Genomic DNA, 18640 nt, shown 5'->3' with positions numbered 1-18640 from the left:
TATAAAATAATACAAAGATTCACACGCCCTAATACCTGTCAGTACTTTGAAATATTTTATCGGCTGACTGAGTGACAAAGCCCTGAAATAATTGACCATTGCTGAGCGTAAATCGCTCAGCGAATTCATAATAACAAGTCGGTATTTCAAACTTACCTTCAATAAAGTCAATTTCCCGCTTATCTGCTAATGTAGCAGATTGTTTTAGCCCATCACTTTCGTGTCCTTTAATTTCACCACCATGTGGATTAAGTGCGTAACCCGCCCTTTTCAGTTTTTGATTGACCTCTTCAAGCTGCGTTTTCGGCAAGAGCTGATTAACATTCACTGTAAAGTGATTTGCATGAAAGCCAAGCGCATACCACCAAGCAGCATATTCTGATTCTTCCGCTAATCGACAATATATTGGGTAACTGGCCGGCCAAATACGTCCACGATACAAACAGTCTGCCGCTTGGCAAAAATCATCTGGTATATCATTGATAGCCTGTTCAATAACGTTTTGCAGATAGGTACTGCACTGTGACATGGTTAATTGTGAAATAAATATTTTGGGCCAGCGCGGCCGTTGCAAATGAATAAAATACTGAGCATCTAACTTTTTAGTGGCAAAATGATAACAATCAGCAGGCGTATAGCCCAATGTTAAAAAATGCTGCGCAAGCTGCTGTATATTCGTCTTTGCATGCGCCATGGTGCGCAGCGCAATATGATCATTTGCTACCGCTTCATTTTCTGCCAATAACCTGTTTATAGCAGCTGCTTGCGGATTTAATGTTAAATAGTCTAACCAAAGCTGATTCATCAATGCATACATAACACACCTCAACTATCAGTATAGATGAGAAAATCAGACTTACTTATCAGTTTTTTCGACAAAAAGGTTACTTTTTATGCATTTTAATGTTAACTATAAGTATAAGAGAAAAAGGTATTATCATTATGACGAAAAAGAACCGACTGCCTGAAGAGCAGAAATTAACGGTATTATGCAGAGTTGAACCAGGCTCATTAGGCCCAACGGGGTTAGATTATGTTGAGGAGTACTGCCAGTTCGCTCAAAGCAAAATAGCACCGGTTGAATCCTGGTTAATAAACTGGAAAATTATCCCCCGTTATGACAAAAGTTTAGCGGAAACTGAATATAGTATTGCTGGCAAACGTATTACCAACGAACAAGCAGCCGCTTACCTAGAGCACTTTGAAAAAGATCTTGAAGAAGTCGAAAATCAGTTACATGAAGTTATTTCACTGCTCATTGATAAATTTTTTGCCGACTCCTAACACACAAGCCTAATGCTGGGATGCATACCCAGAAGGTAATTTAGGCGGTAAAGTTAATGTCTCTGATTCCAATGACGCCGTCGGATATGCACAATAATCAGCAGCATAAAAGGCACTTGGCCGCGCGTTACCACTTATGCCAACGCCGCCAAATGGCGCAGCACTACTGGCTCCCGTCAAAGGCTGATTCCAATTAATAATCCCCGCACGGATCTCCCGATAAAACCTCTGGTATTGCTGTTTATCGTTTGTCAAAATACCAGCAGATAAACCATAGCGGGTATCATTTGCACGTTCGATTGCGTCTGCAAAATTGTGATAACGACTGACTAATAAAAGTGGGCCAAAATGCTCTTCATCTGCAAGCGACACGATATCCGTTACATCAATCAGACCGGGCGATAACAACCCCGTAGACGCTTCTAATAATCGCATTGAATTCAAAGCAACCGCGCCCTCTGCCAATAAATACTTTTGCTTATCCAGCAGACTCTCAGCTGCCTTAAATGACACCAATGAGCCGTAATAAGGTGCAGGCTGCGCATCATAATGCCCAACGACAAGCTGCTTCAACTTATTACTTAACGCAACCAATAATTGCTCGCCACTTTCATCATTTGGCACCAACAAACGACGAGCGCAGGTACACCTTTGCCCAGCAGTAATATACGCTGACTGTATAATATTAAATATACTGGCCTCGAGATGCTGTTTATCAATGGCAGATGAACCTATAATTAATGGGTTATTACCGCCCATTTCCATCGCTAATATTTTTTCAGGCTGCATCATACAGGCCTGCTGAATAGCAAACCCAGTTTGTGAACTGCCGGTAAAAAAGATACCGTCAACTTTAGGATGGTTAACCAATGCTTGACTGGTTTCTTTATCACCTTGCAATAAATTAAGAACCCCTGAAGGTAGACCAGCCTTAAGCCACATCCGTACCATTAACTCAGCGGTTTTCGGCGCTTGCTCACTAGGTTTAAATACAATACTGTTTCCAGCTAGTAAAGCGGGAACAATATGTCCGTTAGGTAAATGAGCCGGAAAATTAAAAGGCCCCAGAATGGCGCAAACACCACGGGCTTTATGCCGGGTAATGGCGTAACCATTTATGGTTTTGACCGTTTTTTTGCCAGTTCTTTGGTGATATGCACGGCGTGAAATTTCAATCTTGCCAATCACGGCCTTTACTTCAGTTTCCGCTTCCCACAATGGTTTTCCTGTTTCTGCAGAGATAGTATGTACTAAGATTGTTTTGTATTCTTGTATCAGCTTTGCAAACGCGCGGCATATATCTAAACGTTTGTTAAAATGACAGTTTCGCCAAGCTTTACCTGCCTGATACGCAGCCTGAACAGCCAAATCAACCTGTGCGGATGAAGCTGCCTGCCCTTGCCAAACTTCGGTGGTTTTACAGGGGTCTATTTTCTGCAAATTCGGCCCTTCACCGACTAACCAAGTATCATTGATACAGTGCACTTTGTTTGACATAAAATAACCCTCATATGATTATTTGTTACATCGGTAATATTAAACAAGCGCCAAAATGCGCGCAGAATCGTGTTTTTTAAGCCCTAACAACTCGGCATCCGAGCTACTTAAAAGAATCCGGTTAGATATTTCATCCAACTGAGATTGCGCAATCGCCGCTCTAAAATTTTTAACCCGAGTGTTGCATATCAAAAAATGCTGCATTCCGCCGGCTTGCTCGCCTGTTTGCAAAGCAACGGAAACTTTACGTGAGTTTTTAACACTATTAATTTGATGCAACTCGGCTTCAACGGTCGGTCCGCCATCAAAGATATCGATATAACCATTAAAGCGAAAAGACTCCGCCTCTAATAAGCTCAATGCCGGAGCAGTTTGTGGGTGCACCTTACCAATAACAGCCTGCGCTTTAGAACTTAACAATCTCGTGTAAATGGGAAATTTCGGCATCAGTTCAGCGATAAAGGCTTTATTGCCAATGCCGCTCAAATAATCGGCTGTAGGAAAGTCTATGCGAAAAAAATTATCTTCTAACCAGTCCCAAAATGGAGAATGTCCAGATTCATCTAAAACACCACGCATTTCCGCAAAAATACGGCTATTAAAACGGTTTCGATGCTCAGCCATAAACATAAAACGAAATTTAGACAACAACTTACCAGCGTTTTGTCCCCTGGCTTGTGGTGCCAAAAATAAACTGCCAATTTCGGTCGCACCCGTGTAGTCATTACATAAAATAAGCACGTCTAACGGGTTGTATATACCAAGCTTAGGGGAACTATGAACCACTTTGGAAATCCGATAATGATAAAATGCATCATCCAAACCAACAGATGATTCAATACCACTGGTGCCTAGAATCTCTCCACTAATTGTATCTTCTAACACAAATAGATAGCTCTGCTTAGTTTGAGAGAACGCAAAATCAGACTCAAGGTTAATCGCAGCAACACTGGCTTCAATTTTCTTAGCCAGAATATTTTTATCATTCGGTAACGAGGTAAAACCGTGCCCAGTTGCCTGAGCAATTACCAGTAAAGCATCAATGTCACGCGCTTCAATAGGACGAACTAACAACATACAGCTCCTCCAAGCGGAAAGATATTTGTATATTGTTTAAATTATAGTCGGTAATTAAAAAGACGCGTCCAAGATACTTGCAACGCGCCTTAAATGTCCTTCCTTGTAGCTGAATAAAGGTTGGTTATTCGCTTAATCACCAGCGACTACGCGCGCAACCGCTTTATCGAAACGTAAAAACCCTTCTTCAATATCCTGCGGTTCAACAATTAATGAAGGTGCAAAGCGCACTACGTTTGGACCGGCAACCAAGCACATTAAACCTTGCTCAACAGAGGCTGCGATAAACTCTTTAGCACGCCCTTCATGTGCTTGATTCATGACCGCCCCTAATAACAGCCCCTTCCCTCTAATTTCAGAAAATACATCATATTTTTGATTAATTTGCTGCAATTTATCGCGAAACAACCTTTCTCTTGTTTCAATCCCTTGTAACACTTCTGCTGTATTGACGATGTCAAAAGCTGCTTCGGCAACCGCACAAGCCAATGGATTACCGCCATAGGTTGTACCATGTGTACCAAACTTTAAGTGTTGACCAATCTCATCTGTTGTTAAGATGCCACCAATTGGAAATCCACCACCTAAAGACTTAGCAGTAGACAAAATATCCGGTGTCACGCCGTAAGCCTGATACATGTACAAGTGTCCACTTCTGCCAAAGCCTGTTTGCACTTCATCAAAGATAAGCAGTGCATTGTGCTTGTCACAAAGAGCGCGTACACCTTTAATAAACGCATCTGTCGCTGGGGTAACCCCACCTTCACCCAACATCGGCTCCATAATTACGGCACAGGTGTTATCTGAAATCAGCGCTTCTAATGACGCTAAATCATTGTACGTTGCATGATCAATGGCACTAGGTTTAGGCCCAAAACCATCTGAATAGGCCGCTTGACCACCGGCGGTTACAGTAAAAAACGTGCGGCCATGAAAAGATTGATTAAACGAGATAATTTGGTTTTTCTGCTCGCCATATTTTTCCAGTGCGTAACGTCTTGCCAGCTTTAGCGCAGCTTCATTTGCCTCGGCACCGGAATTACAAAAAAACACTTTATCGGCAAAAGTCGAAGCCACTAACTTTTTGGCCAATCTTAACGCGGGCTCATTTGTCCATACATTACTGACATGCCATAACTTCTGACTTTGCTCCTGAATAGCCTGAACCAATGCCGGATGACAATGCCCCAAACAGTTCACCGCGATCCCACCAGAGAAATCAATGTACTCTCGACCATCCTGATCCCATACATGAGAACCATCCCCTTTTACAGGCACAACACTTTGAGGTGCATAGTTAGGCAACATGACCTCGTCAAAAGTCGCTCGGTTGACATGTAACATATTCGACATTTTTGAAACTCTCCATAAAAAATCTAAATCCCGCAAAGCGGACCATCCCCGTTAAACTTTCATCTGTAATCTGTTGTAAAAACACATTTTAAACATACAATCAGGGGTTAATATTGAGGTTTTTTTTGCGTTGCTCAATAGCATAGTTCAATATCAATAAATATAAACCATCTATCCGCGCCTTTAAACAAATATTCATGTGTTTTTCACTAAAGCAACGCTCAAGTCTTGGACTCAGGGGCAAACTTGATTACACTTGCGTCAACTTAATGTTTAATACCTAAGATGCATGAATTTCTGCGAAATAACTCAACCAGCTCAACCACTGAAAAAATCCGACCATATAAAATGGGGCCAATTACACGGTAGCAGTAGCGCGTTTGCAATCAGCCAACTGAGTTTACATCAATCAGAACCTGTTGTGGTGATCACACCCGATACAGCGTCTGCGCTCAGATTATCCGCAGAAATAGACTCTTTATTAACAGAAAAAGGGTTGAACGCCTATTATTTCCCAGATTGGGAAACCTTGCCATACGATACCTTTTCACCACATCAGGACATTATTTCACAACGCTTACATACCTTGCATCGCTTACAACAAAAACAAGGTGTCTATGTGGTATCGGTTAATACCTTGTTGATGCGTATGGCACCGCCTGATTATTTGGCTCAATATAGTTTAATCTTAAATAAAAATGATAAGCTGAATATTGATTCAATGCGCGAACGCCTCACTTATGCTGGCTATCGAATAGTTGACCAAGTTATGGAACACGGTGAATTCAGTGTCAGAGGATCGTTGCTAGATTTATTTCCTATGGGTAGTCAGTCGCCATTTAGAATTGATTTTTTTGATGATGAAGTTGACTCGATTCGTGTTTTTGATCCGGAAACACAACGCAGTGGCGATCAAATCGAATCAGTCGATTTACTGCCAGCGCATGAATTTCCAACTGACGACGCAGGCATCGAAAAATTCCGCCAAAACTGGCGCAACAAATTTGAACCCAGTACCGACAAAGAATCAATATACTACCAAGTCAGTAAAAAAATCATGCCGGCGGGTATTGAGTATTATCTGCCATTGTTTTTTGATAACACCAGTAGTTTGTTTGACCACCTGCCAAACAACACGCAAATTGTTTTTAGTGAGTCGATTGAAACGTCCTGCAAGCACTTTAGGGATGATGTTCTTAAACGTTACGAAAACCGCAGATATGACGTACGTCGCCCGCTGTTACAACCGAACGATCTATTTTTAACCATTGAAGAGCTATTTAGCGAACTGAAAAAGTTTGCCCGTATCGAGTTACACAGCAGTACCTTAGAAAGCAAAACAGGTCGCTACAACTTCGCGACCCAGCCGCTGCCGGATATTGCGATCAATGCTCAACTGAACGCCCCCTATCAAAAGTTAAACGACTTTGTTCAACAAGAAGTCGCACGTGTATTATTTATCGTAGAATCGCAAGGTCGCCGCGAAACACTACTCGACCTTTTAAAACAAGCAAAAATAAAACCAAAAGAATACAAAGGGTTAGCAAATTTCCTTAAAAACAATGCCCAATATGGCATTGTTGTCGCGGACATAGAACATAGTTTTATCTGTGATATTAACGGACAAAAAATTGCCGTTATTACAGAAACAGAATTATTGGGCAATCGTGTCAGCCAAAGACGCAGGCGTAGCAGCGCCAAGGGGCAAAGCGCTTCTACTGAGTCAGTGGTTAAAAACCTCGCCGAGCTGAGTGTAGGTCAGCCAGTTGTCCACTTAAATCATGGTGTCGGTCGATACCTTGGCTTACAGACAATTGACGCAGCAGGCGTCGCAACTGAATTTGTCACCATAGAATACGCCGATTCAAAACTATATGTTCCGGTTTCAGCATTGCACCTGATCGCCCGTTATACAGGCGGTGATGTAGAACACGCGCCACTGCATAAACTCAGCAGTGATGCGTGGGATAAAGCCAAACGCAAGGCCCTTGAGAAAGTGCGCGATGTCGCGGCTGAACTGTTAGATATTTACGCTAGGCGTAATGCAAAACCGGGTTATAAATTTGAATTAGACAGTGAACAATACCGTCAGTTTAGTGCTGGCTTCCCGTTTGAAGAAACCCAAGATCAATTAGATGCAATTCAAAATGTCATGGCCGATATGCAATCGCCTAATGCGATGGACAGATTGGTCTGTGGTGATGTGGGTTTTGGTAAAACTGAAGTTGCGATGCGTGCTGCATTTATTTCAGTTAACGCCGGCAAACAAGTCGCGGTATTAGTGCCTACAACCCTATTGGCTCAGCAACACTTTGAAAACTTTAAAGACAGGTTTGCCGACTGGCCGGTAGAAGTAGAAGTATTATCACGCTTTAAATCGACCAAGCAGCAAAATGAAATACTTAAACGCGTCAGTGAAGGCAAAGTCGATATCATTATTGGTACACATAAACTGTTGTCGAAAGACATTAAGTTTAAAGACCTTGGCTTACTGGTAGTAGATGAAGAACACAGGTTTGGCGTTAAACAAAAAGAATTGATTAAATCACGAAGAGCGGACGTGGATATACTCACCTTAACCGCAACACCTATTCCGCGAACATTGAATATGGCAATGAGTGGCATGCGGGATTTATCTATCATAGCAACCCCCCCGAAAAAACGCTTGTCAGTGAAAACTTTTGTCCGTCAATATGACGATGATCTCGTCAAAGAAGCAGTATCACGTGAAATTATGCGTGGTGGACAGGTTTATTATCTGCATAACTCTGTCGATACAATCGAAAAAACAGCCACGAATATCCGAGAATTATTGCCAGAAGCCAATGTGATTGTGGCGCACGGGCAGATGCGCGAGCGTGAGCTAGAGCAAGTGATGTCAGACTTTTACCACCAAAGATATAATGTCTTAGTGTGTACAACTATTATTGAAACGGGTATCGACATTCCAAGTGCAAATACCATTATCATCGACAGAGCAGATAATTTTGGTCTGGCGCAATTACACCAGTTAAGAGGTCGTGTGGGTCGTTCGCATCATCAAGCTTACGCATATTTAATGACACCACATCCCAAACGCATGACAAAAGATGCATTAAAACGACTGGAAGCCATTGAACAATTAGAAGACTTAGGCGCTGGTTTTGCACTGGCCACACACGATTTAGAAATTAGGGGTGCCGGTGAGCTATTGGGTGAAGATCAAAGCGGACAAATCAGCTCAATCGGATTTTCACTGTATATGGAAATGTTAGAGCAAGCTGTTGAGTCGCTAAAACAAGGCAAAGAACCTTCGCTTGACTCAGTTTTACAAAACCAAACAGAAATGGAGCTTCGCATCCCTGCACTATTGCCAGATGATTACATCCCAGACGTCAATATACGCTTGTCCTTATACAAACGACTGGCCAGTTGCAATACTGAAGACGAACTAGACGATTTCCAAATCGAATTGATAGACCGCTTTGGATTATTGCCCGACGCAACAAGAAACCTCATCAAAATCAATCAGTTTAAACTGAAAGCTGCCAAAGCAGGCATCAAAAAGATAGATGCTGGACCAAGAGGTGGGGTCATAGAGTTTAGCTCATCAACAAAAGTTGACCCGGCATTCATTATCGGCTTAATTCAATCACAACCCAAAGTGTATGGTATGGGTGGACCGGATAAGTTAAGGTTCAACATAATCGCAGAGGATACCCGTGAACGTTTGAAACTGGTAGAATCTATGATTAACGAATTTACTCAAAAACTTTCTGCTTAAATCGGGATATTTAATGGAAAAAATAATACGCGCGCTGTGCATAGCAGGTCTTTTGGTGAGCAGCCCGAATGTTTTTGCAGAGCGCTGGTTTGAGATTGAATTACTCATTTTTAGCCATGACAGTAGCTCTGATAATTTGCAGGAAAATTTTGACGCTAAAATTCAACCAATAATGGTCAACGATGCGCGCGATCTACTGAGCCCGATATACCAACCAGATATCGACACAATCCGTAATTTATTACCCGAATGTCAAATCGTTAACCCGTATCAACCCAGCTTACAAATCAACTTGCATAATCAAGAGCTAGAGCCACAGGCAATGTCTGCTGGCGCACAAAGTGACAGTGCAGCCGATTTAAGCACACAACTGGTGTTGGATTTAAACCTTGCCAGCCGTCGCAAAAACGACTTTATTGAATCACTGGTCTTTCCAATCGATGCTGCGAGTTGGCATTATGACTTTGACTGCCGAATCCCCGAACCCAGTATGTTAAACCCTGAACGAGAGTCATTAATAGCATTAGATAAAAGTCTGTATTGGGCACAACTGCCACGCCGTGTCACACAAACCGTAGATGAATACCGAGACGAACCGTATCTATTGAACGATGAGCATTTGCAATTTAAAGAGCTAGCAGCAAAGTTTCGTTGGCGTAAGGATATTATGCCACTGATGCACTTAGCTTGGCGCCAACCGGTTGAAGCTGAAAACCAAGAAACACCTTGGCGTATCTTTGCAGGTAACAACTATACAAAAGAGTTTGATTATTTCGGCGAGCCACTGATAAAAGTCGATACCAATCAAACCCTGATACCGGGATCAGAAAGCGATTTACGACAACCTGAAATCGTGCTCGCCGATGAAGCGTTAAATCACCAAAAGATCTTAAATAATATTCAAGATGTGCTGATAAAAATCGAAAACAAAGAATGGTCAGCCGAAAACGCACTGTTTGAAAAACAACAGGAAATCTGGCTCGCACAGCAACAAATAGCCGGAACCCCAAAAAATGTCTGGCAATTAGATGGTTTATTTAAAATTTATTTACGTCATTATTTGTTTATTGAAACAGAATTTAATGTGCGTAAGGTTGGACCGCACCCCAAACGGGTACTTGCCGACAAAGCCTTAACAGCGAAAAGCAGTACAGCTGGTTTTGAGCATAAAGATACCTTCTTATACCCCTATCATTTTAAGCAGAACAGGCGTATCCGCTCGGGTGAAATTCATTACTTTGATCACCCTGAAATGGGTATAGTGCTGCAAGTAAGAAGGTATACTAAACCCGAGCGACCGCAATCAGATATTGAATAATGAGCACTCCCTAGAAATATTCACTTAAGCTGTTATGATAATAATGGCTTAAGGATGTTTTTCAGGAGGATGTCATTAAAACACACAGCGATGTAGAAAAACCGAGTCCCACTGCAAATTCGCGCCCGTTAAATAAATACGCTTGGTGCATTCCTTTAATTTTCGCTTTTATGCTGGTTTCCAGTTTGTCACTGGCAAGAGACCTATTTCTACCTTTAGTAGCCGCCTGTTTATTGTCATTATTGCTTTCACCGGCCGTACGTTTTCTGACAAATTTAGGGCTCCCCCGGTTTCTAAGCGGATTAACCATGATCCTTGTCAGTGCAGGCCTTATCGTAGCTTCAGTTTGGGTAACAATCCCCGCTTTAACGCAGTGGATGGAAAGCGCGCCTGACAGCATCAGTCATATCCTTAAACATGAACGTGAACTAAAAGATACCATCGAAAATATTCAAGAAACCTCACAGCGAGTATCTGATGCAGTAGAAGAAATCATTGAGCAGGAGCCTGAAGCAAACGTCTTAGTCAAACCCGAAGAAAACTGGGGTGAGAGTTTATTAACGTCGTTACAAACTGGCTTTGGCGTGGGTATCATCATACTCACATTGACACTCTTTTTGCTGACACACGGCGATAGCCTGATTTTAAATTTGATTCGTGTATCTGCAAAACGAAAAACCAGACGTAAGTTTATTAAACTGTTTCGCCGATTACGTTTCGAAGTGGGTCGCTATCTTGCGGCAGTGACGCTAATCAATGCGTTGTGTGGTGCAGTAACAAGCCTAATCGTTTGGTATTTTGATCTGCCGATGCCTTGGGTGTGGTTAGTTTTGGTCACATTTTTACGATTTGTACCTTACGTTGGGGTTGCAATACTCGCAGTCTTACTGACATTAATTTCAGCAACTCAGGCAGATACTTTATGGCTGACGCTCGCTCCGACGCTCTGTTTTTTGGTCATGATGAATATTACGGGGTTATTAATTGATCCTTTAGTGCACGGAATGCGTTTAAAAATAAATCCTATCATAGTCTTCGTATCTGTCGTGTTTTGGGGATGGCTGTGGGGTATAGCCGGCGCCATTATCGCGGTACCTATGCTCACCATTATTTTAGTCAGTGCACAAACGCTTGAATGGATTAGGGTGTCTCAAATAATGACGGTGAAATCAAAATGAAAAAAGATTATAAACTACCAACAGTCTGTAAAAATAAACAAGCCGATTATCGCACGGTCGGTTTTGAGCTGGAGTTTGCCGGTGTCAGTATACAAAAAGTTGCACAAACGATTGCCGATAAACTGTCAACTGAATATCACAATTTAAACGACACTGAATACACAGTCAAAGTCAGCGATGTAGGCACCTTTAAAGTAGAGCTTGATTGGCGCTATGCCAAAATTAAAGCCCGTCAGCGTGCGCAGCTTGCCGCTGATGGCCAGCCTCCAGCTGACTTTACAGATGAAGCCAGCGATCGCATTATGCGCTGGTTAACGGATATTTCCACCACGCTAGTGCCGGTTGAAATTGTATGTCCCCCCATCCAAATAAATCAGTTAGATTTAATAGATCCTGTAATCTATTCTCTTCGAAAACAAGGTGCTAGCGGCACTGACGAATCCGTTTTGTATGCCTTTGGAGTACATATCAATACTGAGCTACCTGATTTATCCGCGGCCACTATAGCCAACTATTTAAAAGCTTATATTGTGTGTGAAGAATGGTTAATCAAAAAACATAAAGTCGACCTAAGCCGCAGGGTAACCCCTTTTATTGACACCTACCCGAAAACTTTTAAAAAGTGCGTTCTCAACTATGATGATAATGTATCTGTTGAGCAAATAATCAATGATTACTTAAAGCATAATGCGACCCGCAATCGAGCGTTAGATATGCTGCCTCTGTTTAGACATATCGATGATGATAAAATTACCAAAGCTTTACCCAAAGAAAAAATAAATGCTCGACCAACGTTTCATTACCGTTTACCAAACTGCCACATCGGCACAAGCGATTGGTCTTTACATGAAAGTTGGAATATTTGGTGCGTAGTTGAAGAAATCGCGCACGATACAGAACTGCTTAATCAACTCGCTAAAAATTGGTTAGCACATCAAAAAGATTGGTTACAAATAGATAAGCCATGGCACAAAGAACTCGAAAAAATTTACCAAAATTAAAAATTGGCGTTACCGGTAACGCCAAATTTATTTCGCCCTCTTGGAACTGTATTCGGCTGTCACTGTATATTTGTGGAGCGAGAGCGGTGCGCATCAGCGCCAATAGTCCTCGATATAACGAGCGTTTCGACGCCTTTATAATATCCGGTGGGGATGATATCCACCCTACTTTATACGGCGAAGAAGTAACAGCAAAGGCACAATACGACAGAAAGCGAGATAAGCTAGAAATCAACTATATTCACAAGGCACTCGAAAATCACATCCCGATCTTAGGTATTTGTCGAGGATATCAGTTAATAAACGTCGTCTGCGGCGGTAGTTTATATACAGATATTCGCGATAAACGCCGAAAAACCAGCAATAAAGCGATTTTAAGAGCTAAAAAGCCCGTAAAAGTGAATGCTAATTCAAAACTAGCGCGAATACTTAACTGTACTGGGATCAAAGTAAATAGTCTGCATCACCAAGCGATAAAAACATTAGGTCATAATTTACAGGCGGTTGCATACGATAGAGATCACTTTATTCAAGCAATTGAACATACAGGTCAAAAACCCATTCTCGGGGTACAATGGCACCCTGAATATCTAGTGTATAAAAAAACACAACGCCGCCTATTCAATTGGTTAGTTAGAGAAGCTGAAAAGGCTCGTCACTCATGATTGTCAGCTACATAACATTATTTGTTAGCTCATTTTTAGCAGCAACTATTTTGCCATTTTATTCAGAAGTCATTCTGTATGCTTTAATTCAGCAAGGGCATCCCGGCTGGTTATTGGTTATCTTGGCCGCCAGTGGCAATACATTAGGTGCGGTCGTTAACTTTTATTTAGGCTGGTATTTATTAAAATTTAAGGACAAAAAGTGGTTTTATTTTAGTGATAAACAAATAGATAAGATGCAGCACTGGTTTAATAAATACGGCGTTTGGAGCTTATTATTTGCATGGTTACCGGTTGGTGGTGATGCGTTGACGCTCATTGCCGGAACAATGAAAGTTAGGCTGCCCGTATTTTTACTACTGGTTGGTTTGGGCAAAACACTCAGGTACGTAGCCGTATTGTATTTTGCCGGCTGGACACATGAACTGATCCATACGTAACTTTGTTAGAAGGCGCTTTACGCGCCTTCTAGCAAATATCGCTCTGCTCTTTCGACGCGTCTAGGGACACCCAAAATAATCACAACATCTTGCGCTTCCAACGCAATATCCGGATCAGGGTTAATAATTTCTTTATCTCCGCGCCGAATCCCGGTTACTTCAACTCGTCTAAGTGGCAAATCCAATTCATTCAACTTTAAACCAACCGCAAAGGCTCTTTCGGTTAAAGTGACCGCATGTAAATACTCAATTTCTCGTTCATTTTGCTTGTAAGAATCGCCCCGATAAAATCCATGTAAACCATTATAGTGGTTTTTACGCTCTCGTCTGACACGGCCAAATATACGCTTAACCGGTACACCGGAATGCAGCATAACGTGTGAAACCAACATTAAGCTACCTTCAAGTGTTTCTGGGATAACCTCATCCGCCCCGGCGGCAAAAAGCTGCTGTAAATTATCGTCAGTGCGAGTGCGCACCAATATTTTAGCAGCTGGTGCATGCTTTTTGACTAAATCAATCACCACCAAGGCTTTTGCAATATCATCAAAGGCAATAATAACCAAACGTGCAGCATGAATATTGACCGATTTGAGAATTTCGATTTTGCGCGCATCACCAAAATGCACCGGCTCATAAGCGGCCTTCGCTTCATGTATTCGAGTCGGGTCCACATCTAATGCAACATAAGGGATAGACTCTAATTTTAGAAAGCGACTGACAATTTGACCGACACGACCAAAACCGCAAATAATAACGTGATTACTCAAATTAGAATGTTCATTAGAATTATCTGGTTTAGCATCAACTAAAGACTGACGGGCCAAAAATTGTGCAAATAATGACGCTCTATTCACTAAATATGGGGTAATCGCCATACTGACAACACCAACACCAATTAACATCGAAGCAAGATGTTTATCGATCAGCGTATGCTCTAATGCAAGTGCCGCTATAACAAAACCAAACTCACCCATTTGGCATAACATAATACCACTGGCCCAAGCATCGGTTTTATTTTGTTTGAAAAACCGAGCGACAAGCTGAATTAAAAAAACTTTTAGCGCCAGCACAATCACAACTATAAAGACCAACCAATGTACAGAAGCCCACACCAAAGCAATATCCAGCTGCATACCAACACTGATAAAAAATAGCCCCATTAAGATGTCTCTAAATGGCCGAATATCCGCTTCCAATTGATGTTTATATTGGCTTTCCCCCAACATCATGCCCGCTAAAAATGCGCCTAAAGCCATCGACAGACCGAATAGATGTGTAATGGCAGCAGTCAATAATGCCACCAAAATAGTCGTCAATACGAATAACTCATCCGAGCGAGCCTGTGCAATTTCATTGAAAATACGAGGCAGCAACCATTTGCCAACCGCGATTAACAGAACAAAGACAAGTAAACCGTTAATCAATGCAGCTAACAGGCTCGATGCTAAATCAGCATCAGAGCCGCCCGCTATAATAGGCAGCGCAATCAACATAGGCACTACGGCCAGATCCTGAAACAATAGGATAGATACCGCGAGTTGGCCACGCTTATTTTGCAACTTGCCATTTTCGGTTAATTGCTTAATGACAATCGCTGTTGAAGACAAGGCTATCGCACAACTGACAACCAAGGCCGCTTGCCAATCGTAACCACTAAACAAACAAATCGCTAAAATAACCAACAGTGTTAATACAACCTGCCCACAGCCCACACCAAAGACCATATGTCGCATGGCGATTAAACGTGGAAAAGAAAATTCTAGACCGAGTGAAAAAAGTAAAAAAACAATCCCAAGCTCACCAACAAAACTAATCTCTTTGGCATCTGACAAAATATTAATGACTGAGGGACCCGCAATAACACCCGCAACTAAATAAGCCAATATCGGCGCCAGTTTTAATCGGCGAAATAGCGCGATTAAAAAAACTGAGATAAGCAACAGTAAAAGTATTTCAGCAAATAGATTAAGTTCCATGCAGCCCTTTTTTAAGTCTTATAGATCGAATTAAATCAGCAATGTTTAATGTACTTTTATCTAATAATAGACAACATTTGACAGAATTGATTATTTTTCCAGCCAATATTTTGACACTTTAAGCCCCCGCCCTTCAAAAAAGAAGTAACCAATTGTTTTATAAGGAAAAATAAAAAGTGGCATAAAGATAGCTTTATTCCTCTTAGATACTTTTAACTGTGGGGTTAAAGAATGGATATATTACAAGCATATTTGTCGTCTGAATCAGGCAAAGCGAATCCATTAACAAGCCAGTTTTTTAACGGGCTTCAACGCTCTGGGCATGCAAATTTTAATGCGTTAGCAGAACGTTTACATGCGTCATTGGATTTAAACCGAATCCTGCAAACTTTTACCGATGAAGCGGCAAAATACATCCAAATTAGCGGATTGAGATTTCAGGCAGAAGCAACAACGGTTGAAACAGAACGTTTTGTTGAAGGAATATACGAGCATATTACCGAGCTAAGATTCAATAATACGACTTTAGGCTATCTAACCTATTCAACCTATCGTGAGTTTGAACCGCAAGATATCCGCATGCTGCATAACATGCAAAGCAAACTGGTTATGCCCATTTATAACGGCATTCAATTTTATATCTTGCAACAACAAGCGGTTAAAGACCACCTCACGCAACTGGGCAATAGAGCTGGATTCGACGAACAATTTGAATTAGCAATTGAACGCTGTATACGCGAAGATCAGGGAATGACCTTACTGGTTTTGGATTTGGATGATTTCAAACGTGCGAATGACAGTTTTGGCCACGAAATAGGTGATCAGGTATTACAAAAATTTGCACAAATACTGCGCCAGAGTATTCGTAAAACCGATCTTGCTTTTAGATTTGGCGGTGATGAGTTTGCGATTATTTTAAATACTGCTGATGAGCCTGTCGCTAAACGTGTCGCATCTAGAATTCAAACATTGGTCGCGCAAAACCCATTAATGCAGCAAACCTCAGTTTCTTGCTCGATTGGCTGTGCGAGCTGGCAAAATGAAACGCAAAAACAATTATTTCGGCGTGCCGATCATGCATTATACGACGCCAAAACAGCGGGTAAAAATCAATTAAAGTGCGCTTAGAACAGCCTAAATAATTATATCTTTGCAAGGTGTATAGCACACCTTGCAAAATAAGCCTTCCAATTCAACTTTATCTGCATCTAACAGCCTGCTAATATTATCTGTCCGTTATAAGTCTGTGATTAAAGCCTAATGTCAAAACAAGAACAAGCACTACAATCTGTATTTGCCTCAATTTGTGAGCTCCACCAAAACGGTAAAAATATATCTGTTGCTACCGTCAAAAATGCCATGGTGATCCCTGCTCCACTGCCTATTATTACCAAAGCGATATCTGCATTTAAAGCAGATCCGCAAAGTTATCTAAAAGTATGGGAGCAAAATAACATAGCCGCACAAGCTGATAAACAAGCCAATCAACAAAATGAAACCAGCAATACGCTAACGCTAGAACAAAGAGTTAAAACACTTGAAGAACAGGTTGTATCGCTAAGCAATCAACTAAAACAATTACTCAGCAAGTAACAGGCCCGAAGTTTGCAGAGCCGCTGCCAAAGCTTATTTTATACTCAGCGCAGAAATAAATTCCGCTAGGCTATCGGCCAACTTTCGGCAAGGCTCTTGCCCTACTCGTTCTAACATGACAGCGCCCGTTTGATTAACCACTGATATTAAGTATTCATCATCATCGGTACTGGCAATAAAAACAGTTGCTTGTTGTTTAAGCTTTTTCTTCATGAGCAGATGACCGATGATGTTTTCTTGTAGTATTTTAAAATCGTCATCATTCCAAACCTGCAATAAAACCAACTGGTTAGATTCAAACTCGGCCGTTAAAGAAGGTGCGTAGAATGCAGTATAAAAATCAACCACATCTGGATTAAGAGATATTTGTAACGCCTGCTCGATATTCTTAAGTTGACTATCGTCTGTACGCTCAATCGCTTTCCATTGGCAGCTATCATCCGATTGCTTATTTTGTATACATGGGCTCAACCAATCAGCTTCGTAATACACTTGTGCTTGTTGACTGTCCTGAGCTTTACTAAAAAATGTTTGTAAGGCGTGTCGTATTGAATCAGACATAAGGTACAATAATACAATGATAAAAAAATGCATTAAGCCTTATGTCCCAACAGAACTCAAGTGATTTACTGAAAGAACTTAAACTTGGAAAGCACACAGACTACGTCGACCAATATGATCCAAAGCAACTGCAAGGTGTATCTAGGCAGTTAATGCGCGATACGCTGCCGACAAGTACAAAAGCCTTTTATGGTCTTGATATTTGGACGGGCTATGAAATTTCTTGGTTATCACCTAGTGGTAAACCTGTCGTCTATATTGCAGAATTTTTCTTCTCAGTAGACTCGCCCAATTTAGTTGAGTCTAAGTCTTTTAAGCTGTATTTAAACAGCTTTAACCAAAGTCACTTTAAAAATGCAGAGCAAGTGACCGCCATTATGGAGACAGATTTAAGTGCCGTTTCTGGTAAGCCAGTTAGCGTAAAGCTGTATACACTAGACGAGTTTGCCAAACGACAAGTCACCCAATTTCAGGGCATACTGTTAGACGATCTACCCGTCAACATTGAAAGCTATGACTATCAACCAGAACTAGTTTGTGCCACTTCAACAGAAGAAAAGGTTGAAGAAACGCTGGTTTCACATCTACTAAAATCAAACTGCCTTGTGACCGGCCAACCCGACTGGGCAAGTATCGTGATTCGCTATACCGGGCAAAAAATTGACCACAACAAATTACTGCAATACATAGTGAGCTTTCGCAACCATAATGAATTCCATGAGCATTGCGTAGAGCGCATCTTTCGCGATATCGAATCTAGATTAAACCCAGATAAACTCAGTGTTTATGCAAGATATACCCGCCGTGGTGGATTGGATATTAATCCGATTCGACTATCAAATACCCAGCTTTTAGACGACATCAGCAATCACCGGCTGGTACGTCAATAAAACTGGACAATTATAAAAGTTGTTTATACTCACTAGTCAAT

The 18640-nt window shown here is 41.4% G+C and carries 17 protein-coding genes; 10 read left to right on the top strand and 7 right to left on the bottom strand.

The genetic code is table 11. The features are described from left to right. Window positions 1-28 precede the first annotated feature (28 nt). Window positions 29-817: a DUF1338 domain-containing protein gene (locus FNT16_RS10735; RefSeq protein WP_143871580.1), complete on the bottom strand. Its 789-nt coding sequence runs from the start codon at window positions 815-817 to the stop codon at window positions 29-31. Window positions 818-942: 125 nt separating this feature from the next. Between FNT16_RS10735 and FNT16_RS10730 the strand changes: the two genes are divergently transcribed. Beyond that, window positions 943-1284, top strand: a complete 342-nt coding sequence (locus tag FNT16_RS10730) for a hypothetical protein (protein ID WP_143871579.1) — start codon at window positions 943-945, stop codon at window positions 1282-1284. Between the two features lie 9 nt (window positions 1285-1293). On the opposite strand, the gene astD is transcribed toward FNT16_RS10730, so the two are convergent. The 3 genes from astD to FNT16_RS10715 form a co-directional block, all read right to left on the bottom strand. Further along, complete coding sequence (gene astD, locus FNT16_RS10725; RefSeq protein ID WP_143871578.1) at window positions 1294-2781, bottom strand: succinylglutamate-semialdehyde dehydrogenase; 1488 nt, start codon at window positions 2779-2781, stop codon at window positions 1294-1296. A 39-nt stretch (window positions 2782-2820) separates the two neighbouring features. Then, window positions 2821-3858 carry an arginine N-succinyltransferase gene (gene astA, locus FNT16_RS10720; RefSeq protein ID WP_143871577.1) on the bottom strand — a complete coding sequence of 346 codons (1038 nt, stop codon included), beginning with the start codon at window positions 3856-3858 and terminating at the stop codon, window positions 2821-2823. A gap of 132 nt (window positions 3859-3990) precedes the next feature. Further along, window positions 3991-5211, bottom strand: coding sequence for an aspartate aminotransferase family protein (locus tag FNT16_RS10715; RefSeq protein WP_143871576.1), 1221 nt, complete (start codon window positions 5209-5211; stop codon window positions 3991-3993). A 289-nt stretch (window positions 5212-5500) separates the two neighbouring features. Here FNT16_RS10715 and mfd point away from each other — a divergent pair, with 289 nt between their 5' ends. Together mfd and FNT16_RS10705 are read left to right on the top strand one after the other, a co-directional pair. Beyond that, window positions 5501-8974: a transcription-repair coupling factor gene (gene mfd, locus FNT16_RS10710; RefSeq protein WP_143871575.1), complete on the top strand. Its 3474-nt coding sequence runs from the start codon at window positions 5501-5503 to the stop codon at window positions 8972-8974. Between the two features lie 13 nt (window positions 8975-8987). Further along, entirely contained in the window at window positions 8988-10292 is a 1305-nt protein-coding gene (locus FNT16_RS10705) for a CsiV family protein (RefSeq protein WP_143871574.1), read from the top strand. A gap of 61 nt (window positions 10293-10353) precedes the next feature. Here the strand turns inward: FNT16_RS10705 and FNT16_RS20820 are convergent, their stop codons facing one another. After that, window positions 10354-10602: a hypothetical protein gene (locus FNT16_RS20820; protein ID WP_246072509.1), complete on the bottom strand. Its 249-nt coding sequence runs from the start codon at window positions 10600-10602 to the stop codon at window positions 10354-10356. Between FNT16_RS20820 and FNT16_RS10700 the strand changes: the two genes are divergently transcribed. The 4 genes from FNT16_RS10700 to FNT16_RS10685 are packed head-to-tail and all read left to right on the top strand — an operon-like array spanning window position 10484 to window position 13576. Next, entirely contained in the window at window positions 10484-11470 is a 987-nt protein-coding gene (locus FNT16_RS10700) for an AI-2E family transporter (protein ID WP_246072483.1), read from the top strand. The two genes, FNT16_RS20820 and FNT16_RS10700, sit on opposite strands and share 119 nt — an antisense overlap. Further along, window positions 11467-12471, top strand: a complete 1005-nt coding sequence (locus FNT16_RS10695) for an amidoligase family protein (RefSeq protein WP_143871572.1) — start codon at window positions 11467-11469, stop codon at window positions 12469-12471. Before FNT16_RS10700 ends, FNT16_RS10695 begins: the two co-directional genes overlap by 4 nt. Next, entirely contained in the window at window positions 12435-13136 is a 702-nt protein-coding gene (locus tag FNT16_RS10690; RefSeq protein ID WP_143871571.1) for a gamma-glutamyl-gamma-aminobutyrate hydrolase family protein, read from the top strand. Before FNT16_RS10695 ends, FNT16_RS10690 begins: the two co-directional genes overlap by 37 nt. Beyond that, entirely contained in the window at window positions 13133-13576 is a 444-nt protein-coding gene (locus tag FNT16_RS10685) for a YqaA family protein (RefSeq protein WP_221935020.1), read from the top strand. The genes FNT16_RS10690 and FNT16_RS10685 overlap by 4 nt, the downstream gene beginning before the upstream one ends. A 17-nt stretch (window positions 13577-13593) precedes the next feature. On the opposite strand, the gene FNT16_RS10680 is transcribed toward FNT16_RS10685, so the two are convergent. Further along, on the bottom strand, window positions 13594-15555 hold the full coding sequence (locus tag FNT16_RS10680) for a monovalent cation:proton antiporter family protein (protein ID WP_143871570.1): 1962 nt from the start codon (window positions 15553-15555) through the stop codon (window positions 13594-13596). A gap of 231 nt (window positions 15556-15786) precedes the next feature. Between FNT16_RS10680 and FNT16_RS10675 the strand changes: the two genes are divergently transcribed. Then, the gene (locus tag FNT16_RS10675; RefSeq protein WP_143871569.1) at window positions 15787-16683 is read left to right on the top strand and encodes a GGDEF domain-containing protein; all 897 of its coding nucleotides are present in this window, start codon (window positions 15787-15789) and stop codon (window positions 16681-16683) included. 132 nt (window positions 16684-16815) lie between these two features. Next, the gene (locus FNT16_RS10670) at window positions 16816-17148 is read left to right on the top strand and encodes a hypothetical protein (protein WP_143871568.1); all 333 of its coding nucleotides are present in this window, start codon (window positions 16816-16818) and stop codon (window positions 17146-17148) included. Between the two features lie 33 nt (window positions 17149-17181). Here the strand turns inward: FNT16_RS10670 and syd are convergent, their stop codons facing one another. Next, complete coding sequence (gene syd, locus FNT16_RS10665; RefSeq protein WP_185976575.1) at window positions 17182-17709, bottom strand: SecY-interacting protein; 528 nt, start codon at window positions 17707-17709, stop codon at window positions 17182-17184. A 41-nt stretch (window positions 17710-17750) separates the two neighbouring features. On the opposite strand from syd, the gene queF reads away from it, so the two are divergent. Continuing rightward, window positions 17751-18599 carry an NADPH-dependent 7-cyano-7-deazaguanine reductase QueF gene (gene queF, locus FNT16_RS10660; protein ID WP_143871566.1) on the top strand — a complete coding sequence of 283 codons (849 nt, stop codon included), beginning with the start codon at window positions 17751-17753 and terminating at the stop codon, window positions 18597-18599. Window positions 18600-18640 lie beyond the last annotated feature (41 nt).

The sequence above is a fragment of the Catenovulum sediminis genome, from assembly GCF_007289895.1.
GTDB classification, from domain to species: Bacteria; Pseudomonadota; Gammaproteobacteria; order Enterobacterales; family Alteromonadaceae; genus Catenovulum; species Catenovulum sediminis.
This window is presented reverse-complemented; position numbering and strand designations above follow the sequence as displayed.

Coding starts and splice junctions, on each gene's coding strand:
- FNT16_RS10735 (WP_143871580.1), bottom strand. CDS start 817: ATGTATGCATTGATGAATCAGCTTTGGTTAGACTATTTAACATTAAAT.
- FNT16_RS10730 (WP_143871579.1), top strand. CDS start 943: ATGACGAAAAAGAACCGACTGCCTGAAGAGCAGAAATTAACGGTATTA.
- astD (WP_143871578.1), bottom strand. CDS start 2,781: ATGTCAAACAAAGTGCACTGTATCAATGATACTTGGTTAGTCGGTGAA.
- astA (WP_143871577.1), bottom strand. CDS start 3,858: ATGTTGTTAGTTCGTCCTATTGAAGCGCGTGACATTGATGCTTTACTG.
- FNT16_RS10715 (WP_143871576.1), bottom strand. CDS start 5,211: ATGTCGAATATGTTACATGTCAACCGAGCGACTTTTGACGAGGTCATG.
- mfd (WP_143871575.1), top strand. CDS start 5,501: ATGAATTTCTGCGAAATAACTCAACCAGCTCAACCACTGAAAAAATCC.
- FNT16_RS10705 (WP_143871574.1), top strand. CDS start 8,988: ATGGAAAAAATAATACGCGCGCTGTGCATAGCAGGTCTTTTGGTGAGC.
- FNT16_RS20820 (WP_246072509.1), bottom strand. CDS start 10,602: ATGGTTAATCCGCTTAGAAACCGGGGGAGCCCTAAATTTGTCAGAAAA.
- FNT16_RS10695 (WP_143871572.1), top strand. CDS start 11,467: ATGAAAAAAGATTATAAACTACCAACAGTCTGTAAAAATAAACAAGCC.
- FNT16_RS10690 (WP_143871571.1), top strand. CDS start 12,435: ATGGCACAAAGAACTCGAAAAAATTTACCAAAATTAAAAATTGGCGTT.
- FNT16_RS10685 (WP_221935020.1), top strand. CDS start 13,133: ATGATTGTCAGCTACATAACATTATTTGTTAGCTCATTTTTAGCAGCA.
- FNT16_RS10680 (WP_143871570.1), bottom strand. CDS start 15,555: ATGGAACTTAATCTATTTGCTGAAATACTTTTACTGTTGCTTATCTCA.
- FNT16_RS10675 (WP_143871569.1), top strand. CDS start 15,787: ATGGATATATTACAAGCATATTTGTCGTCTGAATCAGGCAAAGCGAAT.
- FNT16_RS10670 (WP_143871568.1), top strand. CDS start 16,816: ATGTCAAAACAAGAACAAGCACTACAATCTGTATTTGCCTCAATTTGT.
- syd (WP_185976575.1), bottom strand. CDS start 17,709: ATGTCTGATTCAATACGACACGCCTTACAAACATTTTTTAGTAAAGCT.
- queF (WP_143871566.1), top strand. CDS start 17,751: ATGTCCCAACAGAACTCAAGTGATTTACTGAAAGAACTTAAACTTGGA.